The sequence below is a fragment of the Bradyrhizobium sp. LeoB3 genome (assembly GCF_055456055.1).
The window spans coordinates 111242-137151 of record NZ_JBVBEF010000003.1 but is presented as its reverse complement, the minus strand read 5'-3'; the positions used below and the strand labels follow the sequence as shown (position 1 = coordinate 137151).

Below are 25910 nucleotides of genomic sequence, written 5' to 3'. Positions count from 1 at the left end.
TTTGTGCGGCGGCGGCGGTTTCCCCAGGGCATTTCCGACAGTGAGCCGGTATGTGTGAAGAAGACTAGATGCCGAAAATTGATACTGTGCGCTAGACCTGTCAGTGACCGCTTCGGGTCCAAAATGCGAATAACTCAATCTGAGCAAATCTAGTCTGCTGTACTCCACACTCCGGCCCTCGACGCGCTGTGCGGGCACTTCGCCGACGGGCCAATTGCAGAAGTGCACGAGTTCTCAATTGCGAGACAGCGCCAAGTCAAGCGTGAGGGAAACCACTACTAGAGTGAGAATAAGCAGACCGGAAATTGATTTGGTCACCGCGCTCTTCCAGTCGGTAACGACCCGCTCCAACCGCAAAATGGCAGGCAGGGATGAACAAACGGCCATGCCGACAGCCGGAGCCTGCGCATCGCGCGAAAGACCCAATGGTAGCTTTAGCCCTATGTAAGTTAAGAACGCCCCCATATAGATCGACCACGCAACCCAGCAAACCGGATCAACGGGAGTCACACTTGGTCCTCACCGATCGCCGCCACGATGATCGTGGCCGCCTTGATGGGCCAGCGGGGAACTGCCATTCCGGACTCGATGTGGGCTTTCTTACGCAGGGTTGGCATGTCCCTTGAGCATTGTTGCAACGCGCCAGCCGAGCCACATCGAAACGCGCACCGGTACCAACCCGATCACGTGAACGAAGCCAAGAAGCAAGAGCGCTCCTTGCGGCTGAGCAGTCATGCTTTCGAACCGGCGCATGCCAACGAAAAAAGATTCGATGATCAAAATCGACGCGAACAAACTTACTAAAAGCAGTTCAGCCGACCAAATATAGGTCCGAATGCTTGCATTGGCCAATTGCAGCCGCCAACCCAACGCAAACCCTGGAATGATCGTATAGCAGAGCATCACCGCCCAGCCAAAGAGAACTGGCCAAACAATGTAACAGCCCCAATAGGTAACCACAAATACGAGCTCCACGGGCATGGGCCTCGCGAAATTGTACTTAACGGTTTGAGAGCCTATGATAGTGGTAGAAAGGCTCAGCACAATGGGTGAAGCGATATTTGGTTTATTGCAGGTTGTGGGCTTGGTCACCGGCAAACGGTTGCTTCCGTGGGTGTCAGGCGGTCGAGTGATCCTTATGCCGCAGAATGCTTCATCCGAGCCGTTCCGGCTTGCTCCTTACAAGCGGCTGCCGAACGGCCAGATTGGCGTAGACCTTGATTGTTTCGCGCCGATCGCTGCGCTGTTCTACCTTCTCGCAATCGTAGGATTGTGCAGTCTCTTTCTGTGACACTTCCCGATCCGCGATTACATCGCTAGTACGTGACGTGGTTGGTTGCACTTTGCCGGAAGTCCGGTTGGGGTCACGAGCGGTATGCGCTGGTTAAGCAGAAGATTTCCGCTGGGTCGTCAGAAGCTGACATCTATGCCTTTATGAGTACATGCCCTACTTCGGAATCCGATGAGCTGTCGCGAAGATAGTATCTTATGGAAGCTCTTTGATGTGGCCGCTGCTACCAACAACGAGCGATACGACTTTGCCGTTCTTCGTGGCCTTGAAAGTAGTAGTCTTTCGGGATTTCATTTCCCAGATTTGCGAATAGCGCTCGAGCTTCGCTGCAATCTCCTTCAGGCTCAGGCCATGGGCGGCCGAGATGGCGCCAATCATCACTATGGCGCAGAGGGCGGATTGATAGATCGCTCGAGCCAGCATCAGTTTCGTCCCGGAATTCGTCGTCGGGAAAGCTACAAACTGGTCTGGTCGTATCACGCGCAAAACAAAAAGGCGCCCGAGTGGGGCGCCTTTCGCATCGTTGCGGCAGTGAAAGCTCACTGCGAATAGTACATGTCGAACTCGACCGGATGCGGGGTCATTTCGAAGCGCTCGACTTCCGTCATCTTGAGTTCGATGTAGGCGTCGATGAAGTCGTCGTCGAACACGCCGCCGGCCTTCAGGAACGCGCGGTCCTTGTCGAGGTTTTCCAGTGCCTCGCGCAAGCTGCCGCACACCGTCGGGATCGACTTCAGCTCTTCCTTCGGCAGGTCGTAGAGGTCCTTGTCCATCGCCGGGCCCGGATCGAGCTTGTTCTTGATGCCGTCGAGGCCGGCCATCAGCATCGCGGCGAAGCCGAGATAGGGGTTGGCCATCGGATCGGGGAAGCGGACCTCGACGCGCTTGGCCTTCGGCGAGGCGGTGTAGGGGATGCGGCAAGAGGCCGAGCGGTTGCGCGCGGAGTAGGCGAGCAGCACGGGGGCCTCATAGCCCGGCACCAGACGCTTGTAGGAGTTGGTGGACGGGTTGGTGAAGGCGTTGATCGCCTTGGCGTGCTTGATGATGCCGGCGATGTAGGAGAGGCAGGTCTCCGAGAGGTCGGAGTACTTGTTGCCGGCGAACACCGGCTTGCCTTCCTTCCAGATCGACTGATGAACGTGCATGCCCGAGCCGTTGTCGCCATAGACCGGCTTCGGCATGAAGGTGGCGGTTTTGCCGTAGATGTGCGCGACCTGGTGGATGCAGTACTTGTAGATCTGCATATGGTCCGCCATCAGCGTCAGCGTGTCGAACTTCATGCCGAGCTCGTGCTGGGCGGAAGCCACCTCATGGTGATGCTTCTCGACCTTGACGCCCATCTTGGCCATGGCGCCGAGCATTTCCGAGCGCATGTCCTGCACCGAGTCCTGCGGGGGCACCGGGAAATAGCCGCCCTTGGTGCGGATGCGGTGGCCGAGATTGCCGCCTTCATATTCGGTGTCGGAGTTGGTCGGAAGTTCCGAGGAGTCGAGCCGGAAGCCGGTGTTGTAGGGCGTTGCCGAATAGCGCACGTCGTCGAACACGAAGAACTCAGCCTCGGGACCGACATAGACGGCGTCGCCGACGCCCATCGACTTCACCATCGCTTCCGCCTTCTTGGCGATGCCGCGCGGATCGCGGTTGTAGGGCTCGCCGGTGGTCGGCTCGAGCACGTCGCAGGTGATTACCATCGTGGTCTCGGCGAAGAACGGGTCGATCGTCGCGGTGACGGGATCGGGCATCAGGCACATGTCGGACTCGTTGATCGCCTTCCAGCCGGCGATCGAGGAGCCGTCGAACATCGTGCCTTCGGCGAAGATGTCCTCGTCGATCATGCTGACGTCGAAGGTCACGTGCTGCCACTTGCCGCGCGGATCGGTGAAGCGAAGATCGACGTATTTGACGTCGTTGTCCTTGATCGATTTCAGGACGTCTTTGGCGGTCTTCATGAGTATCCCTTTTGACTTTGCGGGTCGGTTTCCAGGTGAGCGACGTTGTTCTCGCTTTGGCCAAGTTCGCGCGATGATACAAACGAAATCAGGCCGCCAAAGGCAGCCTTATTCTCTTATTGGGCCGCAAGCGGATAGCACCGCGCTCAAATAGCGTCCAGCCCGGATTCGCCGGTCCGGATGCGGATCGCTTCCTCGATGTTGGAAACGAAAATCTTGCCGTCGCCGATGCGGCCCGTCTGCGCCGCGCGGCGGATCGCATCGATTGCCTTCTCGACCAGGTCGTCGCCGATCACGATCTCGATCTTCACCTTGGGCAGGAAGTCGACGATGTATTCGGCGCCGCGATAGAGTTCGGCGTGACCCTTCTGCCGTCCAAACCCCTTGGCTTCCGTTACCGTGATGCCCTGAAGTCCGACTTCCTGAAGCGCTTCTTTCACCTCGTCGAGCTTGAACGGCTTGATGATGGCTTCGATTTTCTTCACTGAAGGCCTCCCGGGCATTTCCAGAATACAGAGTGTAGCTAGGTGCGATGCGCGTGGCGCAATCAGTTCGATCCGTCAACTCCCTGCGGAGCCGGAAACGCCCATCACGGCCGTGCACGGCGGCCATCCTGAGCGGCTTCCTCAAAAGCAGGGTCTATGCCAAGTTACAAATGTCCCTGATTTCGGAATGTTATCAGCCTTTTAACGGCAGACAGACAAGGTTGGACCGACCGCCCCATGATACCGAAGCCTGCAAAATAGGCAAACGGATGAATTGGTGTGCATTCATCGGCGGAAGATCGACGCGTGCCGGGCGAGATGCCTGCCGAAAAGGCTGATAGATCGAGGATTCAGCATGGAAGTCCTGACCACGGCTGAAATGGAACGCGCCGATCGGCTGACCATTGCCGGGGGCACACCTGGCTTTTCGCTGATGATGAGCGCGGGGCAGGCGGTCGCCGAAGCGGCCATGGACCTGCTCGAGGAGGGACCGATCCTGGTGGTGGCCGGCCGCGGCAACAATGGCGGCGATGGCTTTGTCGCCGCCGCCGAACTCGCCGCCCGAGGGCGGGAAGTCTCGGTCATCCTGTTGTGCGAGCGCGACAGCCTGAAGGGCGACGCGGCGCTGGCTGCACGCGGCTGGAAATATCCGGTGCTGCCGTTCAACCCGCAGGCGATCGGCAAGCCCGCGCTGATCATCGATGCGCTGTTCGGCGCCGGGCTCGACCGTCCCGTCAAGGGCGAACCCTATGACATGATAGAGGCGGTCAACGCGCATGACGTGCCGGTGCTCGCCGTCGACCTGCCGAGCGGCATCAACGGCACCACCGGTGCTCCGATGGGGATTGCGATCCGCGCCACCGAGACCGTGACCTTCTTCCGACGCAAGCCGGCGCATCTGCTGTTGCCGGGCCGGGTGCATTGCGGCCGGGTGCGCGTCGCCGACATCGGCATCGATCCGAAGGTGCTGGCGGAAATCCGTCCCGCAACCTTCGAGAACATTCCGTCGACCTGGCAGCACGCGTTTCCGGTGCCGAAGATCGACGGCCACAAATATTCCCGTGGTCACGTCCTTGCCGTCTCCGGTGATATGGCCGCGACCGGCGCCTCGCGGCTTGCCGCGCGCGGCGCGCTGCGGGCAGGAGCGGGGCTGGTGACGCTGGCCTCGCCGAGCGATGCGCTGGCGGTGAACGCCGCCGCGCTGACCGCGGTGATGGTGCGCGCGGTCGACAATGCGATTCAGTTCGCCGACCTCTTGAACGACAGGCGGCTGAACACCAGCGTGATCGGGCCCGGCGCCGGCGTCGGCCCGCGCACGCGCGATTTCGTCCACACCGCGCTTGCGGCGAAGCGTAACTTGGTGCTGGACGCCGATGCGCTGACCAGTTTTGCCGATGCGCCGGAGCGGCTGTTCGAGGCGATCAGGGCGTCCCACGGTGCACAGGTGGTGCTGACGCCGCATGAGGGCGAGTTCCCCCGGCTGTTCAGCGATATCAGCAACAAGTATCCCGGTCGCTCCAAGCTCGAGCGCGTGCGCACCGCCGCCGAGCGCTCCGGCGCGGTGGTGCTGTTGAAGGGGCCGGACACCGTGGTCGCCGCGCCCGATGGCCGCGCCACAATCGCCTCCAACGCGCCGCCATGGCTCGCCACCGCCGGCGCCGGCGACGTGCTGTCCGGCATCATCGCGGGGCTGCTCGCGCAGGGCACGGCCGCCTTCGAGGCCGCCAGCATCGGCGCCTGGATGCATGGTGAAGCCGCGGCCGAAGCCGGGCCGGGCCTGATCGCGGAAGACCTTCCCGAAACGCTGCCGGCGGTCTTCCGCCGCCTGTATGACGAGTTGCGGATTGAGTATTGAGGATTCGTAGGATGGGTAGAGCGCAGCGAAACCCATCGATTTGCATCCGCGGCGGAGATGATGGGTTTCGCTTGCGCTCTACCCATCCTACGGCGGTGACGATTACGTCACCTGATATTTCGCGACCGCCGGCTCGTTCCATTCCAGGCCTAAGCCCGGGCCGCGGGCGGTGACTGCGCCGTCGATGACCTCGGCCGGTTTTGCCAGGATGGCGCTGGAGAGGTCGAGGAATTCGAGCCAATGCGCGGTCGGCGTCACCGCGAGCACGTGGGAGCTGGCTTCCGCGAACAGATGGCTCGACATCGGGATCGAGGCGGCATCCGCTTGACCGGCGACCTGCAGCCAGCCGGTGACGCCGCCGACCTTCATCAGATCGGGCATGATGAAATCGCTGGCGCCGACCGAGAGCGCCTCGGCAAAGCCGCGGGGGAACCACCAATTCTCGCCGGCCTGGATCGGGATCGGCGAGTCCATCCTGACGCTGGCGTGGCCGGAGAGATTTTCCTGCGGGACGGGCTCCTCAACCCAATGCAGGTCGTAAGGAGCAAGGCGGGCGATGCGGCGTTTTGCCTCCGCCGGATCGAGCGACTGGTTGAAGTCGATCATCAAGGCGATGTCCGGCCCGATGACGGCGCGCACGCCCTTGACTACGCGCTCGTCATTGGCGGCATCGCCGTCGCCGCCCTTGATCTTGACGCCGCGAAAGCCCTGGTCGAGTGAGCGACGCAGCGCCCGCTCGTCGGCTGTCGGATCGACTACGCCATAGCTGTCATAGGCGGGGAGCGGGCGCGCCGATCCGCCGAGCAACTCGGCGACTGGCTTGTTCGCGATCTGCCCCAGCGCGTCCCAACAGGCCATGTCGAGGCCGGAGACGGCCATGCCGACCAGACCCTGCCAGCCCAGCAGGCGGAATTTGGCGTCCATCGCCTTCATCAGGTCGAACGGGGCGACCGGCCGGCCGACGAGCTCGCGCCCGGTCTCCTCGACCAGATGAACCAGCGGTTTAAGTGTGAGGCTGGTGTAGGCGAAGATGTAGGAACGGCCGGTAACGCCCTGATCGGTTTCGATATCGATCAGGACCAGCGGCCCGGAATCGATCACGCCGAAGGCGTTCTTCACAGCACGCTTGAGCGGCACGACGACGGCTCGCGCCTTGATGCCGCGAATCGCTGGAACTGTTTGGCCCATGGTCGTTTCCTCTTGTTCTTATTCGACACTGTACCATCGCACGAGCCGTGGCGCCGCCCAATCGGTCGCGACCTGTTCGATGAGGTAGCGGCCGGCGTACTCGGCCTGAAAGGCGATGCGCTGGGTCTGGCCCGGTTCGATCGCGAGCGTGTCGAGCCAGAACGGCTTCCAGCCGTCGTCGAGCCGGTCGAGCAGGCGGAAGTGATGACCGTGGAGGTGAAAGACGGTGGCGATGGCAGCGCGGTTGGTGAGCGCCAGCACGACCGCGCGGCCGATCTTGGCGCGGAAGGCAGGCGGTGCGGAGGGGGTGAAGCTGGCCGGGCGCGTCCAGTCGGCCGGCGCGCCGAGGACCAGTTCGAACCGCTGCGCATTCTTGAGGTCAAGGTGCGCCGGCAGGCCATTGGAGGGTAGCGGAGGGGCCGATGGCTGCGGAGCGGCGCGCAGCGGAGCATCGCCGGAAAGCACGAGTCGTCCGACGGGGCGCGCCTCTTTGCCGTCATGGAGCAGGATCGATGCGGTCACGGCTGTATCGACAAAGGCATCGGCGCGGCCGCCCGGCGCCAGCACGAGCGCGCCATTGCGCGCCGGGAACGGCTCGGCCGGCTCGCCGTCGATCGCCATGACGCGGACCTCGTGGCCTTCCAATTTCGCTGCGAGCACAGTGCGTTGGGAGGCGTTGATGAAGCGGAGCCGCAGGCGTTCATTGGCGCGTGCTGAGAGCTCGAATGAAGTCTGGCCGTTAACGGTATAGACCGGCGTCGCATCCTTGGCGTCCGTCCCCGGCGTAACGGCGGTGCCATCCGGCCGCAGCCGCCATTCCTCGATCAGGAGCACCTCGTCGCGGTCGGCGGAGACCCGCTCGGTTTCGAGGACGATCAGTGGCTTTGCGCGCAAAGGGCGCGGCTGGCCGTCATTCAGGAGGCCGGGGTCGCACAGGAAAGTGCCCGCATGGCGCAGTGGAAGCTGGAAGCTCTCTTTTGCCCCGGCGGCAAGCGGGGGGCGGGCGAGCAGGGGCTCGCCGGCGGGGGCGCCGTCGATTCCCCGGGAGTACACTGCAAGCGGCACGGGGAGATCGTTGCTGAGCGCCACCTCGATGGTCTCACCGCGATTCGCCCTGATGTCCTCGCCCGGGAAAGACCAGATCGGCGTGGCCATGCCGCCCTGGCGCAGCACCAGGCTGTGGGCTCTCGCGGAAAGGGCAAGTGAACGGCGGGCTTGCGCCAAGGTTGCGGCGGGAAGCCCTGCTTCCAGCGCAGCAGCGCCCAGTCCGGTGAGCAGGGTGCGTCGATCGAGCATCGGAAAAAGGCTTGCCATCGGCCCGATCCGGACCATTTTTGCACCTGTGAGTCCAGCGGACATTGAGCCGAGTGGACATCCGAAAAAGGCCATTTTTTTGCTGCGTGGGGGCAGGGCCATGCTATAAGCCGCCGCCCGCGGCATCGCGGCCGGAGATGATGCGCCAAGCGGGTGTGGCGGAACTGGTAGACGCGCTGGATTTAGGTTCCAGTGACGAAAGTTGTGGGGGTTCGAGTCCCTCCACCCGCACCAAGCGCTCATCCAGCGTTTGCATGATCCCTTTCTGGAGGGCCTGTCTCTTTATTTCGAGAGACGGGTCCGCCGAACCACCGGCGCAGGCGTTGAGCTACGCGTCGAACCATTGACACAGTCGCGCCAACCGAGGCGCGACAGAAGCGGAAGAAGAAGATGCAGGTCACCGAGACCCTGAATGAGGGACTGAAGCACGAGTTCAAGATCAGCGTTCCCGCCACCGACCTCGATGCCAAGGCGGACGCGAAGCTTGTCGACCTGAAGGACAAGGTCCGCATCAACGGTTTCCGTCCGGGCAAGGTGCCGGTCAGCCATCTCAAGAAGATCTACGGCCGCTCGGTGATGGCGGAGACCATCGACCAGACCATTCGCGACACCAACACGCAGATCTTCACCGACCGCGGCTTCCGCCTTGCGACCGAGCCGAAGATCACGATGCCGACCGAGCAGAAAGAGGTCGAGGAGCTGCTCGCCGGCAAGAGCGACCTCACCTACACGGTGGCGATCGAGGTCGTGCCGCCGATCACGCTCGCCGATTTCAAGACCTTCCAGGTCGAGAAGCCGGTCACTGATGTGACCGACGCTGATGTCGACGAGGCGATCAAGCGCATCGCCGACCAGAGCCGTCCCTATGCGGCTAAGAGCGAGGGCGCGAAGGCTGAGAACGGCGATCGCGTCACCATCAGCTTCAAGGGTACCATCAACGGTGAAGCCTTCGACGGCGGAACCGGCGAAGGCATCCAGGTCGTGCTCGGTGCGGGCCAGTTCATTCCCGGCTTCGAGGAGCAACTGATCGGCATCGGCGCAGGCGAGACGCGCACGCTGAAGGTCACGTTCCCGAAGAACTATGCCAGCGAAAAGCTCGCCGGCCAGCCGGCTGAATTCGAGACCACGGCGACCGCGGTGGAAGCGCCCGGCGAAACCGTGATCGACGACGAGTTCGCCAAGACGCTCGGGCTGGAATCGCTCGACAAGCTGAAGGAAGCTGCGCGGGCGCGGTTGACGGCCGAGTTCGCCGGCGCGACGCGTCAGCGCGTCAAGCGAGCGCTGCTCGACCAGCTCGACGAGAACCACAAGTTCGAGGCGCCGCCGTCGCTGATCGACGAGGAGTTCAACTTGATGTGGAACTCGATCAAGGCCGAGATGGATTCCGCCGGCAAGACCTTTGCCGACGAGAACACCACCGAGGACGCCGCCAAGGAAGAGTACCGTAAGATCGCCGACCGCCGCGTGCGGCTCGGCCTTGTGCTGTCGGAGATCGGTGAGAAGAACAAGATCACGGTGTCCGACGATGAGGTCGGCCGCGCCGTCATCGAGCGCGCGCGTCAGATGCCGGGCCGCGAGAAGGAGGTCTGGGACTTCTACCGCAACAACGCCCAGGCGCTCGCCCAACTCCGTGCCCCGATCTACGAGGACAAGGTGGTCGATTTCATCCTCGAACTCGCCAACGTGACCGAGAAAAAGGTCTCGAAGGAAGACCTGTTCAAGGATGAAGACGCCGAGAAAACTGCGGCGTAATCCCGGCACCTCGTGTTAATGATGAACGGCGAAACCGGCCCGGCGACGGCATTCCGTCGCTAGGCGGGACCAGCCGAATCGGTTTGAGTTGCCGCGTTCGGACCTAGCCATCTGTGCGGTCTTGCCGCCGCGAAAATGGCGCATATCTGAGCGCAGCTTAACGCAGTCCTGCATCACGGGACGACCGTCCGTCCGGGCCAGCCGGCGGACGTTCGGCCCCGCCAACTCCAGGGGTAACCCCATGCGCGATCCCGTTGAAACCTACATGAACCTCGTGCCGATGGTCGTCGAACAGACCAACCGCGGTGAGCGCGCCTACGACATCTTCTCGCGCCTGCTGAAGGAGCGCATCATCTTCGTGACCGGCCCGGTCGAAGATGGCATGTCGACGCTGATCGTCGCGCAGCTTCTGTTCCTCGAGGCCGAGAATCCGAAGAAGGAAATCTCGATGTACATCAACTCGCCGGGCGGCGTGGTGACATCGGGCCTTGCGATCTACGACACCATGCAATTCATCCGCCCGCCGGTGTCGACGCTGTGCACGGGGCAGGCGGCTTCGATGGGTTCGCTGTTGCTCGCCGCCGGCGAGAAGGACATGCGCTTCACGCTGCCGAACTCGCGCATCATGGTGCACCAGCCCTCCGGTGGTTTCCAGGGCCAGGCCACCGACATCATGCTGCACGCGCAGGAGATCCTGAATCTCAAGAAGCGGCTGAACGAAATCTACGTCAAGCACACCGGCCAGACCTACAAGGCCATCGAGGATGCGCTCGAGCGCGACAAGTTCCTCACGGCGGACGACGCGAAAGCGTTTGGTCTCGTCGACAAGGTGATCGACAAGCGTCCTGACGATCCGGCTGCAGCAAAAGCCGCGTAGTCTTACGGGATCGCTTGCGCGATTTTGGCGTTGACGACGAAATCCCTGTCGGCAAACTCAGGCGATTGCGGTGCAGTATGCCCCAACTTGGGCAGAAAGTTCCGCTTTCGCATCGCTCTGTCGCGTGGCAATCTCGCAACGACCGTGCGTTTTCGACAGGTTATCCACGTGCGGACGTTATAAATCACGGTATTGTCACGGTGCCCGGCAAGCACCCGGTTAGCGAATTCTTGATAGTCGGATGACAGCATGGTTGGCTCTGGCGTATCGGATGTAGTTGCGGGGGAGATTCGACTGAACCGCGATTCGCCGGATCAGTATTAAGTAGGGTCTTTTTTGGTACGGTTTTTGCTCTATCTACACCTAAAGCCCGGACAGTACCGGAATAGGTCGATGGAGCGACGGGTTCGAACGGCGGACGGAGATAAGAATGAGTAAGGTCGGCACGAGCGATTCCAAGAACACGCTATATTGCTCGTTCTGCGGCAAGAGCCAGCATGAAGTCCGCAAGCTGATCGCGGGTCCAACCGTTTTCATCTGCGACGAATGCGTCGAGCTCTGCATGGACATCATCCGCGAGGAGAACAAGTCTTCGCTGGTGAAGTCGCGCGACGGCATCCCGACTCCGAAGGAAATCTGCAAGGTGCTGGACGATTACGTCATCGGCCAGAGCCATGCGAAGAAGGTGCTGTCGGTTGCCGTGCACAATCACTACAAGCGGCTCAATCACCAGACCAAGCACAACGACGTCGAGCTCGCGAAGTCGAACATCCTGCTGATCGGTCCGACCGGCTCGGGCAAGACGCTGCTCGCGCAGACGCTGGCGCGCATCCTCGATGTGCCCTTCACGATGGCGGACGCGACGACGCTCACGGAAGCCGGCTATGTCGGCGAGGACGTCGAGAACATCATCCTGAAGCTGCTGCAGGCGGCCGACTACAATGTCGAGCGCGCGCAGCGCGGCATCGTCTACATCGACGAGATCGACAAGATCAGCCGCAAGTCGGACAACCCCTCGATCACGCGCGACGTGTCGGGTGAGGGTGTCCAGCAGGCGCTGCTCAAGATCATGGAAGGCACGGTCGCTTCCGTTCCGCCGCAGGGCGGCCGAAAGCATCCGCAGCAGGAATTCCTGCAGGTCGACACCACCAACATCCTGTTCATCTGCGGCGGCGCCTTCTCCGGGTTGGAGAAGATCATCTCCGCACGCGGCCGCTCGACCTCGATCGGCTTTGCGGCACAGGTGCTCGCGCCGGAAGATCGCCGCACCGGCGAGATTTTCCGCCACGTCGAACCGGAGGATTTGCTGAAGTACGGTCTGATCCCGGAATTCGTCGGCCGCTTGCCGGTGGTCGCGACGCTGGAGGATCTCGACGAGACCTCGCTGAAGAAGATCCTGACCGATCCGAAGAACGCCCTGGTCAAGCAGTATCAGCGGCTGTTCGAGATGGAGAATATCGAGCTGACCTTCGCCGACGAGGCGCTTGGCGCGGTCGCCCGCAAGGCGATCGAACGCAAGACCGGCGCGCGCGGGTTGCGCTCGATCCTGGAGAGCATCCTGCTCGAGACCATGTTCGATCTTCCGGGCCTCGAAGGTGTGGAGGAGGTTGTGATCTCGCGCGAGGTGGTGGAGGGAACGGCCCGTCCGCTGTACATCTACGCGGATCGTTCCGACCGCGCGGTCGAGAGCAGCGCGAGCGCCTGATCGCGCTCGCGGGCGGCCGCTGAATGAACGCAAATACCGATGGCTACCGGATTCCCGGTGGCCATTTCGATGTAATTAATGCCGCGTGTTTATTCCGGATTTTCCGGTATTTCTAAGTACTTGACACCCCCATGGCCGATAGCCACCTAATGCTGTCGGTGATGAGAATTTACGTCTCAAGATTCGTCATCTGAAATCTGAAACGAGCGGCCGAAGGCCGAACGACATTCGGATCATACAGGCACCTTGTGGTGGTTGCGCAAGCAAGCGGGCCGCGTGCAAGGGGGCACAACGAAAGGAATAGGCCATGACAACCTCAAAACCCCGGCCATCGATTGTCTACGGCGAAAGCCATTCTTATCCGGTGCTGCCGCTCCGTGACATCGTCGTCTTCCCGCACATGATCGTGCCGCTCTTCGTCGGCCGCGAGAAGTCGATCCGCGCTCTTGAAGAAGTGATGAAGAACGATGCGCTGATCCTGCTCGCGACGCAGAAGAATGCGTCCGACGACGATCCGGCACCCGAGTCGATCTACGAGACGGGAACGCTCGCCAGCGTGCTGCAGCTCCTGAAGCTGCCCGACGGCACCGTGAAGGTGCTGGTCGAAGGGCTCGAGCGCGCACGCGTCGAGAAATACTCCGACCGCAGCGAGTTCTACGAGGCGACCGCCGTCGCGCTCGCCGACACCGACGCCAATTCGGTTGAAGCCGAAGCCCTGGCGCGCTCGGTCGTGTCCGATTTCGAGAGCTATGTGAAGCTGAACAAGAAGATCTCCGCCGAAGTCGTCGGCGTTGTTCAGGGGATCACCGATTTCGCCAAGCTGAGCGACAACGTCGCTTCGCATCTGGCGGTCAAGATCGCCGATCGCCAGGCGATCCTGGAGACGCTGTCGGTCACCCAACGCCTGGAGAAGGTGCTGGGCCTGATGGAGAGCGAGATCTCGGTCTTGCAGGTCGAGAAGCGCATCCGCTCGCGCGTCAAGCGCCAGATGGAGAAGACCCAGCGCGAGTATTACCTGAACGAGCAGATGAAGGCGATCCAGAAGGAACTTGGCGACGACGAAGGTCGCGACGAGCTGGCCGATCTGGAAGAGCGCATCAACAAGACCAAGCTGTCCAAGGAAGCGCGCGAAAAGGCGCAGCATGAGCTGAAGAAGCTGCGTCAGATGTCGCCGATGTCCGCGGAAGCGACCGTGGTGCGCAACTATCTGGACTGGCTGCTGTCGATCCCGTGGAACAAGAAGTCCAAGGTCAAGAAGGACCTGGAAGCCGCGCAGGCGGTGTTGGACTCCGACCATTACGGGCTCGAGAAGGTCAAGGACCGCATCGTCGAGTATCTCGCGGTGCAGTCGCGTGCCAACAAGCTGACCGGACCAATCCTGTGCCTGGTCGGGCCTCCCGGCGTCGGCAAGACCTCGCTCGGCAAGTCGATCGCGAAGGCGACGGGGCGTGAATTCGTGCGCGTCTCGCTCGGCGGCGTGCGCGACGAAGCCGAGATCCGCGGTCACCGCCGCACCTATATCGGCTCGATGCCCGGCAAGATCATCCAGTCGATGCGGAAGGCGAAGACCTCCAATCCGCTGTTCCTGCTCGACGAGATCGACAAGATGGGCGCCGACTTCCGCGGCGATCCGTCATCGGCGCTGCTCGAGGTCCTGGATCCCGAACAGAACTCGACGTTCAACGACCACTACCTGGAGGTCGACTACGACCTGTCGAACGTGATGTTCATTACGACCGCGAATACGCTCAATATTCCGGGACCGCTGATGGACCGCATGGAGATCATCCGGATCGCCGGCTACACCGAGAACGAGAAGGTCGAGATCGCGCGCAAGCACCTGATCCCGAACGCGCTCTCCAAGCACGGTCTGGATTCCAAGGAATGGTCGATCGATGACGATGCGCTGCTCTTGATGATCCGCCGCTACACCCGCGAAGCGGGCGTGCGCAACCTGGAGCGTGAGCTCTCCACACTCGCCCGCAAGGCGGTGAAGGAGCTGATGATCTCCAAGAAGAAGTCGGTCAAGGTCACCGAGAAGAACATCGAAGAGTTCCTCGGCGTGCCGAAGTACCGCTTCGGCGAAATCGAGAGCGAGGACCAGGTCGGTATCGTCACCGGTCTGGCCTGGACCGATGTCGGCGGCGAGTTGCTCACCATTGAAGGCGTCATGATGCCCGGCAAGGGCAAGATGACGGTCACGGGCAATCTGCGCGACGTCATGAAGGAATCGATCTCGGCGGCGGCCTCCTACGTCCGCTCGCGTGCGATCACCTATGGCATCGAGCCGCCGCTATTCGACAGGCGCGATATCCACGTGCACGTGCCCGAGGGTGCGACGCCGAAGGATGGACCGTCCGCAGGCGTGGCGATGGCCACCGCGATCATCTCGGTCATGACCGGCATTCCGGTCCGCCACGAGGTCGCGATGACCGGCGAGATCACGCTGCGGGGCCGCGTGCTGCCGATCGGCGGTCTGAAGGAGAAGCTCCTGGCTGCCGCCCGCGGCGGCATCAAGACGGTGCTGATCCCCGAGGACAACGCCAAGGATCTCACGGAGATTTCCGATGCGATCAAGGGCGGCATGGAGATCATCCCGGTCTCCCGGCTCGACGAGGTCGTCGCCAGGGCGTTGGTGCGGGTGCCCACACCGATCGTCTGGGAAGAGGAGACCAAGGTCGACGTCAAGCCCGACGCTGCCGAAGAGACCGGCGGCCTGACGGCGCACTGACCGGACCGGATTGCTTGAACAACGGACGGCGCCTTCGGGCGCCGTTTTTGTTTATGGGAGTTTCGCGCGAAGATAACGCCAGGACAAGCGGCAGGCAGAGAGGAGGGCGCCATGAAGATCGACGGACAATGCCATTGCGGCTTCGTGACCTTTGATGCCGATATCGATCCGGAGCGGGTCTCGATCTGCCACTGCACGGATTGCCAGACGCTGACCGGCTCGCCCTACCGCGTCACAGTGATCTGCGCCGGCGAAGCGATACACCTCACGGGCCAATCGCCGAAAATCTATGGGAAGCCCGGCGACAATGGCCGGATCCGCTTCCAGCATTTCTGCCCCGAATGCGGTTCCCCGCTGTTCACGAGCGGCGAGGACGGTGGCCCGGAGGATTGGGGTATCCGTTGGGGCAGCATCCGCCAGCGCGACCAATTGCAGCCGCGGCGCCAAATCTGGTGCCGCTCGGCCGCGCCCTGGATCAATGATCTCAAGGCATTGCCGGGACTTCCGACTGAATGATTATAGCGTTTTCGAGCGAAGCATGCCCTCGGACTTGATCCGGGGGTGGACACCGGTTCGCGTGAAGAAAACGCGTCAAAACAAGAGTCTAGAGCTTCGGTTCTGATTCAATCAGAACCGAAAATGCTGTAGTCGCCCACCTTGCGTCGCGGGGCAGGGCGAGGGTAAAGAAGCAGGCGAGGGCGGCTAGCTCAGCTGGTTAGAGCATCTCGTTTACACCGAGAGGGTCGGGAGTTCGAATCTCTCGCCGCCCACCAGCCTTCGCCCTGCGGGTTTCGGGTCGGCAAGCCGGAGCTTGGAGAGCGAGGCGGACTAGTGCTGTTCGTCAGCGTGCATCCTTGTTCACCCGCGAAGGTCAGCTTTTGTAGCGCAGGGCCTTTCTACTCTTGCGCCATGTCGGTCGCTTTGGCCTCCGACAAGAAGGCGTCGACGGCAAATTGGGCAAGCGATGCGAGAGATTCCCTGATCTGACAGAGTTCGGCGAGCGTGAACGTCTTTAGCTTGCCCTCAGTAATCGTCAGCTCTTCAGAACAAATCGATCGGACGATAAATATCTCGGCGTGAAAGTGGCCACCGGTAATCGGGTGGTTTGAACCAACGCAGCGCGCGAGATGCTGGAAGCGCTCTGCCGGCAGATGGCAGCCCAGTTCTTCGTGGATCTCACGGGCGATACAGTCCCTGAAAGTCTCATTGCCTTCGCGTCGGCCACCAAAAAGGCTGATCTTGCCGGGATCGACGATACCGGGCTTGTCGTCGCGCAATTGCATGAGAAAGCGACCATCTGTATCGATCACGATGGCCGCGGCGCCTTCTCTCAAGCTCATGATGATCCTCGATGGTACGCATGACCCATAGTTTCGCCGTCGCGGAGCCGCAACGGCTGGATTTCAGATGGGCAATGATAGCGCACCAGTCACAATTGAGCTCGCGCGAATGCGCTCTGCGCGGGCTTCGGCTCGGCGGGCCGAAGTTTCGCAGAGCGAAGGCGAATTGGTGCGGCAAGTTCGATGCCGCACCAATGCAAACTCAGCCTGTCGAGTGATATCCCGATCTCAGGCCGTCTTGGTGAACATTGTCAGGACACCGTCGGCGATGTTGATGGCAACGACTTGCGACGACGTCACGCCCTTGGCCTTGAGCGCGGATACCGCCTGCGGGGTCGCGTCGATGGTCTTCCGAAGTGACTGCATGTCCTCGTCGCTCGTCTGCGAGATGATCTCATCGACTTTCGAGCGCACCGCCGGCTGCAGTTCCTTGACGTCAACAACCTGTATGGTCCGTATCACGGTGCCGGGCTCGGACTGAGCGGGCGGCGACTCCGCCCCACGTTGCGGGGGAGTTCCCTGCGCCAGCACCAAAGATGGTGTTCCGAGGCAGAGAGCTGCAATGATGGCGGATGCCGTAAAGATGCGCATGGTCATGCCTTTCCAGGTTGAAGACCAAACAAGTCCTATCCGGGAAATCTGGTAGGCGTCTGCTTTTCATGTGGCCATTCGGTGAAAGCAATGCGGCCTCAATGCGCGGCGTTGCGCTCGCCGGAGGATTGGCGATGCGCCCAAGCGGGTGATATCATTGCATGAAAACCCCGGGAGCTGCCCATGCGAGTCTTTGTTGCCGCCGTGATGATCGCGCTGATGGCCGGATCGGCGTTCGCACAGAATGCCGTGCCGCAATATGGTGACATCGACAAGGAGAAGAGTCCGTCGCAGAAGGAGGAGGAGCGCAACGCCGAGCGCGCCTACAAGAAGTCGTTGCGCAACATTCCCGACAAGGCAGGGCCCAGCGATCCCTGGGGCGCTGTGCGCAGTGACAACGCGGCTCCGCCGGCCAGCCACACAACGCAGAAGAAATCCAAGACCGGCAGCGCCGCGAAGCAGGCGCCGCAATGATGAACGCCGCCCTTGGCCACGAGCAGAACGCCGACCAGATCGCCTACTGGAACGGGCCGGGGGGCCAGCGCTGGGCTGACCGGCAGGCAGCGCAGGACGTCCTGCTGGCACCGGTCCTCGACATCCTGATTGATCGCGCCAGGCCGAAGACGGGCGAGCGCGTCATCGATGTCGGCTGCGGCAGCGGCGCGACCACCGTCGCGTTTGCAGGGAAGGTCGGGCCGTCCGGCCACGTGCTCGGCATCGACGTATCGGGCCCGATGCTCGAGCGGGCGCGGCAACGCGTGACGCCGGGATTGTCGCTGGAATATGCGCTCGCGGACGCGACCGTGTATCCGTTCGCTCCCGCAAGCTTCGACCTGTTGGCGTCGCGGTTCGGCGTGATGTTCTTTGCCGATCCCGCGGTGTCGTTTGCGAATATGAGGAAGGCGCTGCGATCGTCGGGGCGGCTTGCATTCGTCTGCTGGCGCGAGCCGCGCGAGAATCCGTTCTTCATGACGCCGTTGCAGGCCGCCTACAAGCACGTGCCGAAATTGCCGCAGCAGGGGCCCGACGATCCCGGGCCGTTCGCGTTCGCCTCGGAGGAACGTGTGCGACGCATCCTCGGCGCAGCCGGCTTTACGAATGTGGAGATGGAGCCGTGCCCGCTCTCGCTCGATGCTGCGATCGGCGGCGGCCTCGATGGCGCCGTGCGGGGCGCGCTCGAGATCGGGCCGGTCAGCCGGGCGCTGCAGGATCAGCCGCCTGAACTCCGCACCGCTGCCGCGGGTGCGATCCGCGAGGCGCTCGCGCCGTTCGTCAAAGGCAATTCAGTGATGCTGCCTGCCTCGATCTGGATCGTCACGGCAAAGGCTTCGTAGCAACTCGCCGCAATGACGAGGGGAGAGAGCTTGCGTACGTAACCGCTACGCCCGCTCTTCCCAGATCATCGCGAGATGTACGATGGTCTGCACCGCCTTTTCCATGTCCTGCCGGCTCACCCATTCCAGGCGCGAGTGGAAGGCGTGCTCGCCGGCGAAGATGTTGGGGCAGGGCAGGCCCATGAACGAGAGGCGCGAGCCGTCGGTGCCGCCGCGGATCGAGGTCTTCACCGGGGTCAGGCCGGCGCGGCGGATGGCCTCGCCCGCGTAGTCGACGATCTCGGGGTGACGGTCGATCACCTGCTTCATGTTGCGGTACTGCTGCTTGACCTCCATGCGGTAGGTCGAGCGCGGATAGGCCTTCATCACATCCTTGACGATGGCCTCCAGCAGCGCCTCCTTCTCCTTCAGCCCGGCTTCCGTGAAATCGCGCACGATGAAGTCGAGCCTGGCCTGCTCCAGCGCGCCCGAGATCGCGATCGGATGCAGAAAGCCTTCCTTGCCTTCGGTGGTCTCCGGCGAGCAGGTCGTCTTCGGCAGCCGCTCGATGATCCCCGCGGCGATCTTGATCGCGTGCTCCATCTTGCCCTTGGCGAAACCGGGATGGGTGGAGACGCCTTCGATCGTGATGGTGGCGCCGTCGGCGGAAAAGGTCTCGTCCTCGATATGGCCGGCGGTCTCGCCGTCGATCGTGTAGGCGAAATCGGCGCCGAGTTTCTTCAGGTCGACCTTGTCGACGCCGCGGCCGATCTCCTCATCGGGCGTGAACAGGATCTTGATGGTGCCGTGCTTCACTTGGGGATTGTTAACGAGGAAATGGGCGGCATCCATGATCTCGGCGACGCCGGCCTTGTTGTCCGCTCCCAGGAGCGTGGTGCCGTCGGTTGTGATGATGTCGTTGCCGATCTGGTCGGACAGCGCTGGATGCTCGGCGGCCCGAATCACCTGCGCGGGGTCGGCCGGCAGCACGATGTCGCCGCCGCGATAGTTCTTGACGATCTGCGGCCGCACATTCCTGCCGGTGCAGTCCGGCGAGGTGTCCATGTGCGAGCAGAAGCAGAGCACCGGCACCTTCTTGTCTGATGTGGCCGGGATGGTCGCATAGACATAGCCGTGCTGGTCGAGGTGGGCGTCGCTGAGCCCCATCGCCTGCAATTCCGAGACGAGGAGGCGGCCGAGATCCTTCTGCTTCTCGGTGGAAGGGCAGGTCGGCGATTCCGGATCGGACTGGGTGTCGATCACGACGTAGCGCAGGAAGCGCTCGGTGACGGTGTGTTTGAAATCAAGCGTTGGAGCCAGCATGGTGACCGCAATTCCACGAGAGGGATTGGGCTGGCTCTATAACAGAAAAGCGCCACTCCGGGGGCTGCGTCGAAGAGCCGGAGTGGCGCTGACTGAACGAAGGGCTTGGCCGATCACTCGGCCGGTCACTTTGGCCGATCAGATGGCTTCTTTGAGTTCCTTGGCGGGGCGGAAGGCGACCTTCTTGCTGGCCTTGATGTGGATCTGCTCGCCGGTGGCGGGGTTGCGGCCCATCCGGGCGGCGCGCTTGCGCACCTGCAGGATGCCGAGGCCGACGATGCGGATACGCTCGCCCTTCTTCAGGTGCTTGGTGATTCGCGTCACGACGTCGGTCAGGATGCTTTCGGCCTGTTTCTTGGAGAGTTCCTGGTCTTCGGCGATCGCCGCCGCCAGATGCTTCAGGGTGATGGTCGCCGGGGTCGCTGCTTTCTTCGCCATGTGTGGCCCTCCTCGTGATGAACGGCTTAAAGAAGCGTTTTCGAACGAAGCGGATGCTGAATCGTTGGGGAAAACGCGTCGACGGGAGATCTGGAGCCCTAGGGGGTCTCGATGGCGAGGGTCCAGGAAACCCTGACATTTCAGGCCTTAGTCGATTCGGACCCTGACTGACTACGCCGTTTCGCCCGAAAATCAGGCGTTTCCTGCATCGAAACCGCAAAACCGCCAAACGTCGCAGCTACGAAACGGTTGTGCGAACGGGTCCGTTCGCAACAACTGAAGGCGCCGAGTTGCCGGCGGGAAGTTTGGCGAAGGGAGCGGATCGAAAGTCGAGCGCGGAGCTAACTGTTTGATACACATCGCCAAAATGGCGCGAGAGACGGGGCTCGAACCCGCGACCTCCGGCGTGACAGGCCGGCGCTCTAACCAACTGAGCTACTCCCGCGTGATGCGCAATTCCGCGAGACGTGGGGGACTTAAAGGGGCGGTCTTTTGAAGTCAAGGGTTGAGATTCCCCGTGTCCTGCAGGGCTTTGCAGCGTGTTGATAGGGAATCAGCGGCGCTGCACGGAAGGCTCCGCGTTTCCTGCCCCGAGGCGACTCGCCGGGTTCCATCAGATGGCGGGCTGGAAAGCGCTTGGAGGTGCCATCGTGTTGCCACAAGCATAGAGCGAATTTACGTCGAGTGGCGACCGGCGCGTGCTGCTACCTTTGGAATTGCGAGAACTGTCACGGAGTCGATATAGAGCTGTTCTGAGAACTCTTCTGATCGAGCTTCGACACTATCAGTTTCACGAGGGCCGGGCTTTGCAATCGGTATTGTTCGCCATCCTGCTATCCGCTGGGCCGTTTGCGGTGCTCGCGCACGGTTTCGCCGGGGCTGGCTCGACAATCACCGGTCTGCTGCTGGCCACGCCAATTGCTGCGCTGCTTCTTCTGGCGAGATGGCGTGAGTTCAGACCCGACATTTGCGACGTGCTGTTCGTGCTGTTGTGTTGCGGCATCGCGCTCTCGTTCGCCGTCAACGGCGTCGCCGCGCCGAAAGAGGCCGCCCTTCTGGGGTTGTCGCTTGCGGCTTATCCCGCGATCAGGGTGAGCTCCCGTTGCGGCCAAGTTCCCCAAGCCTTCGTGGTTGTCACAGGCGCGATCGTGGCGGTCGGAGCCGTCGTCACGCTGGTGGCGCTGCTTGGCCAATGGAACGACCACCATGGTAAACCGCTGGTCTTTGACGAGTACGACGCTGCGCCGGCGCAATTCACGACGTCGCTTGGCTTGCTGCTTCTGGCGCTGGCCTGCACAGAACTCAATTGGCGACGGACTGCATGGATCTCGATCCTCGCGGCCGTGCCCCTGGTCATCTTCGCGGCGTCGATGGTACGCTACTCCTTCATCGTGATCGTGGTGGCGCTGCTCGCAGCGATGTTGGTCGCCAAGGCCGGCCAGCGCAAATTCATTGCCGTGATCGTGTGCGTCACGATCGCTTCGGTTGCGCTTGGCGCAGTCGTCAGGTCATCAACAACGCTCAGATTCGCCAAACTCGCCGGAGCGGCGTTGGGTTTTCAGGTTGCCGAGCCGGGCAACGATGAATCGCCGGCGCCGCCGGTTTCGCCGCCGGCAAGTGCACTGCCAGCCCCCGCCGCATCAGGCCGCATCGCAACCGAGGCAGCTCCGCCAGTGCCGCCTCCGCCTTCGCAAGCCTCTTGTCCTTCGATCGACCTGGACAATTCGATCGTCATCCGGCAGCAGCTCTACAAGGACGCCTTCGCGTTGCTGCCGGAAGCGGGGCTTACGGGACTGGGACTGGACGGTTTCACCCAGCGGTCGTGCCTGAAAGGCTTCCAGGTTCACAACTCGATCCTGCAGGCCATCATCGAATTCGGCTGGCCGGCGGGTATCTTCCTCATCCTGTTGCTCTATCACGCGATGGGAACGCGGATGTTGTCGCTGGCGAGGATCAACCGCGAAGCCCGCTTCGTGCTGTGCAGCCTGGTATTCACGCTCATGCTGAGCATGGCGCACGGCAGGATCAGCAGGGACGTCGCCTTGTTCCTGTTTCTGGGATACGCCGCAAAGCTGCGAAGCAGTGCGCTCGATATTGAAGAGCAAGCCTGGGTGGACGGTCCGATCAATGCCATTCCGGTACCGGATGTCGGCGCTCGCTTGACCGCCGCCTGACGGCGGAGACCGCCAGATTCTGGCCCAGACTAGAATTCGTAGAGGTCCCGGCCGCCGCGGGCCAGATCCCTGAGATCGGCCAATGTGCCGCGGACAGCGCTGCAGCAGCGGCATTCGATGACCGTGTCACCGGATGCGGCGGCCGGTCTCTCCAGCTTGATCGATAGGCTGCCGCAATCGGTGCAGACGATCTTGAAGCTGGAGGCGTATGTTTCCTGATGCAGATTCATCGGCGGCGAGGGTCCTACTGGCCTTCTCTATACGCGCCGAAATTTAAGCTTGGGATCGCAACGTCGGTTGCAATCGAACGATTGCGTTAGGGCTTGTTAACGCTGGCTGTCTGGCCGGGCGGTTAAATCCAGCGTTGGCCGTCCCAGCGCCAGCGCGGCGTCACGGACCGATCGTCGCGTGTTGACGAGGATGATGCCGCTGGCGTGGGCCCAGACCGCGAGGTCGGATTTGCTGTCGCCGGCGTAGATGAAGCCTTCCGGAAATAGCTCGCGGAGCAACGCGGCCTTGGCCGGTCCCTTCAGGTTTCCCTTGCCATCGGAGGCGAACACCTGATCGAAGACGGGTAGGCGGAATGCGAGTTGGCCGGCGAGCACGGCGTCGGCGGCGGTAGCGAGCACGATCATGCGGCCGGCGGCCTGCTCCAGGCGCGCCAACGCGATGACCTCATGATGAAATTCGAGCCGATCCCAGTCGATGCGGTTGCGCAGCGCAAGCTGGCGCTTGAGCGCGGCGCGTCCTCGCAACAGCCATCTGGCGCAGGCGAGCACGATCAGCGGATTGCGGCGCAGGATCGAGAAGAAGCTCTTATAGAGGAGATCGCTCTTGATGAGCGTGCCGTCGAGGTCCAGCACCAGCGGCATCGATATCGGCAGGCCCAGCAGCGTATCGGCGGCAATGCGTGCGTCCCGCTGCTTCCGCGGTGTTGAGGCAACGTTCAGGGTAAGGTCAGTCACGTATCGCACTCAATTGGTTCGGAACCGTGCAGGCCACAATCTCGCGTCCGCCGCTCTGGCTTGCCTTGCAGTCGCCATAGCCGAGATTGCTTGCGACGGCTGATCCGCTCTGATCGGAGGACGACACGATCAGCACCTGCGGCGCGCCGTGATTGGAGTTGCGGAATTTTGCGAGCTCGGCGGCGTCGCGCTCGCTCTCCCAGTCGGTGGTCGCGCGCAGGAAATCGTGCGACGATACATATTGCAGCGGGAAATAGCCGAAATAGCGGGTCGAGGGCAGCGTGGACGAGAGACCTGCGCCGCGGGCGGCCAGCGCCGCGGTCTGGGCCGCATGCAAAGTGGGGCGAATGCGCCAGGCGAACAGGGAGCTGTCGCGCTGGGCGATCAGATCGGCATTGACGAAGGTCCTGCCGGGGTTCTCGCGGCCGATCTCAAGCTCGCTTTCCAGCATCGGCGCCCAGCTCTTGTAGGCCGCCGTGCGGATCGCGGTCTGGCCGACCAGGCCGGCGATCGCGGCCAAGCACAGGATGCGCACCAGTGCTTCGCGTGGCTGGCGGCTCGCGATGAAGAGCACGACCGCGATCCAGCTATAGGGAGCGAGCCGTTCCGACAGCAGCGCCGAGCCGGTCTTCAGGTTCAGCAGCGACAGCAGCACGACAAGGACGAAGAAGATGGGCCAGGTCAGGTTGCCCGCCCGCAAGCGCCGCAGCGCCGTGACACCGGTCACCAGCACCGCCGCCAGAAGCGGCGCCAGCGCCACCACTTCCCAGGAGGTGAAGGTGAAGAGGTGCGTGGCGGCAAGGATCCGGCGCAGGATCTGCGTGATGCCGCCTTCGCCGCCCGGCACCTCGCCGGGAATGTTCTGGTAGGCGAGGAGAAACCCTGCGATCAGGACCAGCACCGGCATGGCGGCCGCAGCGGACCAGACGCCATCGACGAGCAATCGTCGGCCGGCGGCGCGCGGGCCGGCGTGCTCCAGCGTGCGGAGCGCACGGGCGATACCGTCAGCCGCAAGCAGCAGGCAGGCCGCGACCACGGAGGTGATGTGGGTCAGGTAGAGGGCCGCCAGGAATAGTGCGGTGGCGAGGAAGGTGAAGATGTCACCGCGCCCGCGCACCTTGCTCCAGAAGCTTGCGAACAAGAGGAACAGCGGCACGCCAAGGGCGAAATTGTAGAAGCCCCAATGGATGAAGACGCCGAAGGCAACCGGCAACAGCAGCAGCATCGGCAGCAGCGGGCGGTCGGTCTCAGTGCGGGACACCACAAAGGCGGCCGCGATCCAGATCAGCCCGTAGAGGCTGAGAAACAGCGTGTTGGCGAGCAGCGGATTGCCGGTCAGCCGGATCAGGCCGGCGAGCAACAGATAGATTGCGGAGTTCGGCTCGATGCGCGAATTCCACTGGTATAAGGAGGCGGCAGGCTCCTGCAGGACGCCACCCCAGCCGAAGCGGGCGATCAGATCGGCCTGTGCCAGATGCACCGGGCCATCCTGGGTCGGCACCAGCTTGACCAACCAGACCGGGCCGTCGAGCAAAAGCGCCAGCGCGGCAAAAGCCAGCGTCGCGACCGCGACGCCGGCGTAGTTTCGTGGGGCGCTCAGGGAAGCTGTCATCGACATGGTCAGTGACCCGTGCTGAGACGGATGAGGTCCGAACTCGTCAGGCTGTTGAGTAGCGGCAGGTCGACGAAGGTCAGGATGCCGAACAGTGCCATGGTGACGGCAGCGGCGATCAGCATGGACGGCTGCCGCATCAGCTCCTCGGGCCGTGCGGCCGCGGAATCCGGGGTCAATGCGAGCCGCATGTAGGCGGCGAACAGCGCGATCAGGAACGGGATCGCGACGATGTATTCGATCCGGTACTTGATCAGGAAGATCGCCATCATGAACGCAAAGCCCTGGGCGTAGACGAGGCAGCTCGTCACCAGGCTCGAATGCGTATAGACGGCGAAGGAGGGGCGATAGGCGGCGAGGTTGGCGGTGCCGCCCGCCTCGACGATGGCGCGATGTTCGGAAACGCGCTTGGCGGCCATCAGGAAGGCGCCGCCGAACCAGTAGGCAAGCAGGATCGAGATCGGCGGCGCGATATGCGGGACCACTGCGAACCAGCCGAACAGGAAGCGCAGGGGATTGTTGAGGGACTCGACAATGACGTCGAGGAAGGCGCGATCCTTGGCGCGGATCGGGCGCACGTTGTAGATGACGCCGAAAGCGGCGAATACGGCGGCGGTGAGGGCGAAGCTCCGGCCGAGCTGGTTGGCGACGAGCAGGCCCACGCCGGTCAAGAGGATATACTGGGCGAAGACGATGCTGGGCGACATCGCGGTCTGCACTGCCGGACGCGCCCGCTTGGTCGGGTGCATCGCATCGAAGGGGGCGTCGAGCCATTCGTTGATGGTGTAGTTGGCGGACGACAGCGCCATGGCGACGAACAGGCAGGCGAGCAGGCGTTCTCCCACCGTCGCGTAGTCGACCGGTCCGGTCCCTGCCATGATCATCGCGAAGGCGACGCCTGGCACGATCAGCACGTGCTTGATCCAGTGATCGGGCCGGGCGATGGCGATGTAGTCGGCGAGACCCGCCGACGGCGGCGCGTAGTGGGTGACGGACATGCAATCCTC

Annotated in this window: 25 protein-coding genes and 3 tRNA genes; 12 read left to right on the top strand and 16 right to left on the bottom strand. The window is 62.5% G+C overall.

Going from position 1 to position 25910, the window contains the following annotated elements:
* Positions 1 to 600: 600 nt before the first annotated feature.
* On the bottom strand, positions 601 to 981 hold the full coding sequence (locus ACZXDY_RS04710) for a hypothetical protein (protein WP_456642324.1): 381 nt from the start codon (positions 979 to 981) through the stop codon (positions 601 to 603).
* Positions 982 to 1045: 64 nt separating this feature from the next.
* Here ACZXDY_RS04710 and ACZXDY_RS04705 point away from each other — a divergent pair, with 64 nt between their 5' ends.
* Entirely contained in the window at positions 1046 to 1291 is a 246-nt protein-coding gene (locus ACZXDY_RS04705; RefSeq protein WP_464344682.1) for a hypothetical protein, read from the top strand.
* 195 nt (positions 1292 to 1486) lie between these two features.
* Here ACZXDY_RS04705 and ACZXDY_RS04700 read toward each other — a convergent pair whose 3' ends face one another.
* The 3 genes from ACZXDY_RS04700 to ACZXDY_RS04690 form a co-directional block, all read right to left on the bottom strand.
* The gene (locus ACZXDY_RS04700) at positions 1487 to 1714 is read right to left on the bottom strand and encodes a hypothetical protein (RefSeq protein WP_464344681.1); all 228 of its coding nucleotides are present in this window, start codon (positions 1712 to 1714) and stop codon (positions 1487 to 1489) included.
* 116 nt (positions 1715 to 1830) lie between these two features.
* Complete coding sequence (gene glnA, locus ACZXDY_RS04695; RefSeq protein WP_028162827.1) at positions 1831 to 3240, bottom strand: type I glutamate--ammonia ligase; 1410 nt, start codon at positions 3238 to 3240, stop codon at positions 1831 to 1833.
* A 146-nt stretch (positions 3241 to 3386) separates the two neighbouring features.
* On the bottom strand, positions 3387 to 3725 hold the full coding sequence (locus ACZXDY_RS04690; RefSeq protein WP_011441447.1) for a P-II family nitrogen regulator: 339 nt from the start codon (positions 3723 to 3725) through the stop codon (positions 3387 to 3389).
* A 355-nt stretch (positions 3726 to 4080) separates the two neighbouring features.
* Here ACZXDY_RS04690 and ACZXDY_RS04685 point away from each other — a divergent pair, with 355 nt between their 5' ends.
* Positions 4081 to 5580, top strand: a complete 1500-nt coding sequence (locus ACZXDY_RS04685; RefSeq protein WP_464344680.1) for an NAD(P)H-hydrate dehydratase — start codon at positions 4081 to 4083, stop codon at positions 5578 to 5580.
* Between the two features lie 102 nt (positions 5581 to 5682).
* Here the strand turns inward: ACZXDY_RS04685 and ACZXDY_RS04680 are convergent, their stop codons facing one another.
* A complete protein-coding gene (locus tag ACZXDY_RS04680) occupies positions 5683 to 6768 on the bottom strand; it encodes an enolase C-terminal domain-like protein (RefSeq protein WP_464344679.1) in 1086 nt (361 codons plus the stop codon).
* A gap of 18 nt (positions 6769 to 6786) precedes the next feature.
* On the bottom strand, positions 6787 to 8082 hold the full coding sequence (locus tag ACZXDY_RS04675; RefSeq protein ID WP_464344678.1) for a multicopper oxidase family protein: 1296 nt from the start codon (positions 8080 to 8082) through the stop codon (positions 6787 to 6789).
* Between the two features lie 149 nt (positions 8083 to 8231).
* Between ACZXDY_RS04675 and ACZXDY_RS04670 the strand changes: the two genes are divergently transcribed.
* The 3 genes from ACZXDY_RS04670 (at position 8232) to ACZXDY_RS04660 (ending at position 10711) form a co-directional block, all read left to right on the top strand.
* Positions 8232 to 8316: transfer RNA gene (locus ACZXDY_RS04670), tRNA-Leu, on the top strand.
* Positions 8317 to 8472: 156 nt separating this feature from the next.
* Positions 8473 to 9834: a trigger factor gene (gene tig, locus ACZXDY_RS04665; protein ID WP_464344677.1), complete on the top strand. Its 1362-nt coding sequence runs from the start codon at positions 8473 to 8475 to the stop codon at positions 9832 to 9834.
* A gap of 241 nt (positions 9835 to 10075) precedes the next feature.
* On the top strand, positions 10076 to 10711 hold the full coding sequence (locus ACZXDY_RS04660) for an ATP-dependent Clp protease proteolytic subunit (RefSeq protein ID WP_028162822.1): 636 nt from the start codon (positions 10076 to 10078) through the stop codon (positions 10709 to 10711).
* A 2-nt stretch (positions 10712 to 10713) separates the two neighbouring features.
* Here the strand turns inward: ACZXDY_RS04660 and ACZXDY_RS04655 are convergent, their stop codons facing one another.
* Positions 10714 to 10962 carry a hypothetical protein gene (locus ACZXDY_RS04655; protein WP_464344676.1) on the bottom strand — a complete coding sequence of 83 codons (249 nt, stop codon included), beginning with the start codon at positions 10960 to 10962 and terminating at the stop codon, positions 10714 to 10716.
* A 179-nt stretch (positions 10963 to 11141) separates the two neighbouring features.
* On the opposite strand from ACZXDY_RS04655, the gene clpX reads away from it, so the two are divergent.
* The 4 genes from clpX to ACZXDY_RS04635 all read left to right on the top strand — a co-directional run bounded on the left by clpX (position 11142) and on the right by ACZXDY_RS04635 (position 15920).
* Positions 11142 to 12416, top strand: coding sequence for an ATP-dependent Clp protease ATP-binding subunit ClpX (gene clpX / locus ACZXDY_RS04650; RefSeq protein ID WP_024506813.1), 1275 nt, complete (start codon positions 11142 to 11144; stop codon positions 12414 to 12416).
* A gap of 307 nt (positions 12417 to 12723) precedes the next feature.
* Positions 12724 to 15147, top strand: coding sequence for an endopeptidase La (gene lon / locus ACZXDY_RS04645; RefSeq protein ID WP_130227024.1), 2424 nt, complete (start codon positions 12724 to 12726; stop codon positions 15145 to 15147).
* Positions 15148 to 15258: 111 nt separating this feature from the next.
* On the top strand, positions 15259 to 15663 hold the full coding sequence (locus tag ACZXDY_RS04640) for a GFA family protein (protein WP_464344675.1): 405 nt from the start codon (positions 15259 to 15261) through the stop codon (positions 15661 to 15663).
* Between the two features lie 180 nt (positions 15664 to 15843).
* Positions 15844 to 15920, top strand: a tRNA-Val gene (locus ACZXDY_RS04635).
* A gap of 123 nt (positions 15921 to 16043) precedes the next feature.
* Here ACZXDY_RS04635 and ACZXDY_RS04630 read toward each other — a convergent pair.
* Together ACZXDY_RS04630 and ACZXDY_RS04625 are read right to left on the bottom strand one after the other, a co-directional pair.
* Entirely contained in the window at positions 16044 to 16487 is a 444-nt protein-coding gene (locus tag ACZXDY_RS04630; RefSeq protein WP_464344674.1) for an NUDIX domain-containing protein, read from the bottom strand.
* A 228-nt stretch (positions 16488 to 16715) separates the two neighbouring features.
* A complete protein-coding gene (locus tag ACZXDY_RS04625) occupies positions 16716 to 17078 on the bottom strand; it encodes a hypothetical protein (protein WP_464344673.1) in 363 nt (120 codons plus the stop codon).
* A gap of 183 nt (positions 17079 to 17261) precedes the next feature.
* On the opposite strand from ACZXDY_RS04625, the gene ACZXDY_RS04620 reads away from it, so the two are divergent.
* Positions 17262 to 17552 carry a hypothetical protein gene (locus ACZXDY_RS04620; protein ID WP_028162818.1) on the top strand — a complete coding sequence of 97 codons (291 nt, stop codon included), beginning with the start codon at positions 17262 to 17264 and terminating at the stop codon, positions 17550 to 17552.
* On the top strand, positions 17552 to 18412 hold the full coding sequence (locus ACZXDY_RS04615; protein ID WP_464344785.1) for a class I SAM-dependent methyltransferase: 861 nt from the start codon (positions 17552 to 17554) through the stop codon (positions 18410 to 18412). Before ACZXDY_RS04620 ends, ACZXDY_RS04615 begins: the two co-directional genes overlap by 1 nt.
* 45 nt (positions 18413 to 18457) lie before the next feature.
* Here the strand turns inward: ACZXDY_RS04615 and pepT are convergent, their stop codons facing one another.
* The 3 genes from pepT to ACZXDY_RS04600 all read right to left on the bottom strand — a co-directional run bounded on the left by pepT (position 18458) and on the right by ACZXDY_RS04600 (position 20597).
* A complete protein-coding gene (gene pepT, locus ACZXDY_RS04610; protein WP_464344672.1) occupies positions 18458 to 19714 on the bottom strand; it encodes a peptidase T in 1257 nt (418 codons plus the stop codon).
* Between the two features lie 138 nt (positions 19715 to 19852).
* Positions 19853 to 20152 carry an HU family DNA-binding protein gene (locus ACZXDY_RS04605; RefSeq protein WP_027580650.1) on the bottom strand — a complete coding sequence of 100 codons (300 nt, stop codon included), beginning with the start codon at positions 20150 to 20152 and terminating at the stop codon, positions 19853 to 19855.
* 368 nt (positions 20153 to 20520) lie between these two features.
* Positions 20521 to 20597, bottom strand: a tRNA-Asp gene (locus tag ACZXDY_RS04600).
* A 361-nt stretch (positions 20598 to 20958) separates the two neighbouring features.
* On the opposite strand from ACZXDY_RS04600, the gene ACZXDY_RS04595 reads away from it, so the two are divergent.
* A complete protein-coding gene (locus ACZXDY_RS04595) occupies positions 20959 to 22326 on the top strand; it encodes a hypothetical protein (protein ID WP_464344671.1) in 1368 nt (455 codons plus the stop codon).
* 29 nt (positions 22327 to 22355) lie between these two features.
* On the opposite strand, the gene ACZXDY_RS04590 is transcribed toward ACZXDY_RS04595, so the two are convergent.
* The 4 genes from ACZXDY_RS04590 to ACZXDY_RS04575 all read right to left on the bottom strand — a co-directional run bounded on the left by ACZXDY_RS04590 (position 22356) and on the right by ACZXDY_RS04575 (position 25901).
* A complete protein-coding gene (locus ACZXDY_RS04590; protein WP_464344670.1) occupies positions 22356 to 22556 on the bottom strand; it encodes a hypothetical protein in 201 nt (66 codons plus the stop codon).
* Positions 22557 to 22652: 96 nt separating this feature from the next.
* A complete protein-coding gene (locus tag ACZXDY_RS04585) occupies positions 22653 to 23291 on the bottom strand; it encodes a haloacid dehalogenase-like hydrolase (RefSeq protein ID WP_464344669.1) in 639 nt (212 codons plus the stop codon).
* The gene (locus ACZXDY_RS04580) at positions 23284 to 24903 is read right to left on the bottom strand and encodes a hypothetical protein (protein WP_464344668.1); all 1620 of its coding nucleotides are present in this window, start codon (positions 24901 to 24903) and stop codon (positions 23284 to 23286) included. The genes ACZXDY_RS04585 and ACZXDY_RS04580 overlap by 8 nt, the downstream gene beginning before the upstream one ends.
* 8 nt (positions 24904 to 24911) lie before the next feature.
* Positions 24912 to 25901, bottom strand: coding sequence for a UbiA family prenyltransferase (locus ACZXDY_RS04575; RefSeq protein ID WP_464344667.1), 990 nt, complete (start codon positions 25899 to 25901; stop codon positions 24912 to 24914).
* Positions 25902 to 25910: the final 9 nt, after the last annotated feature.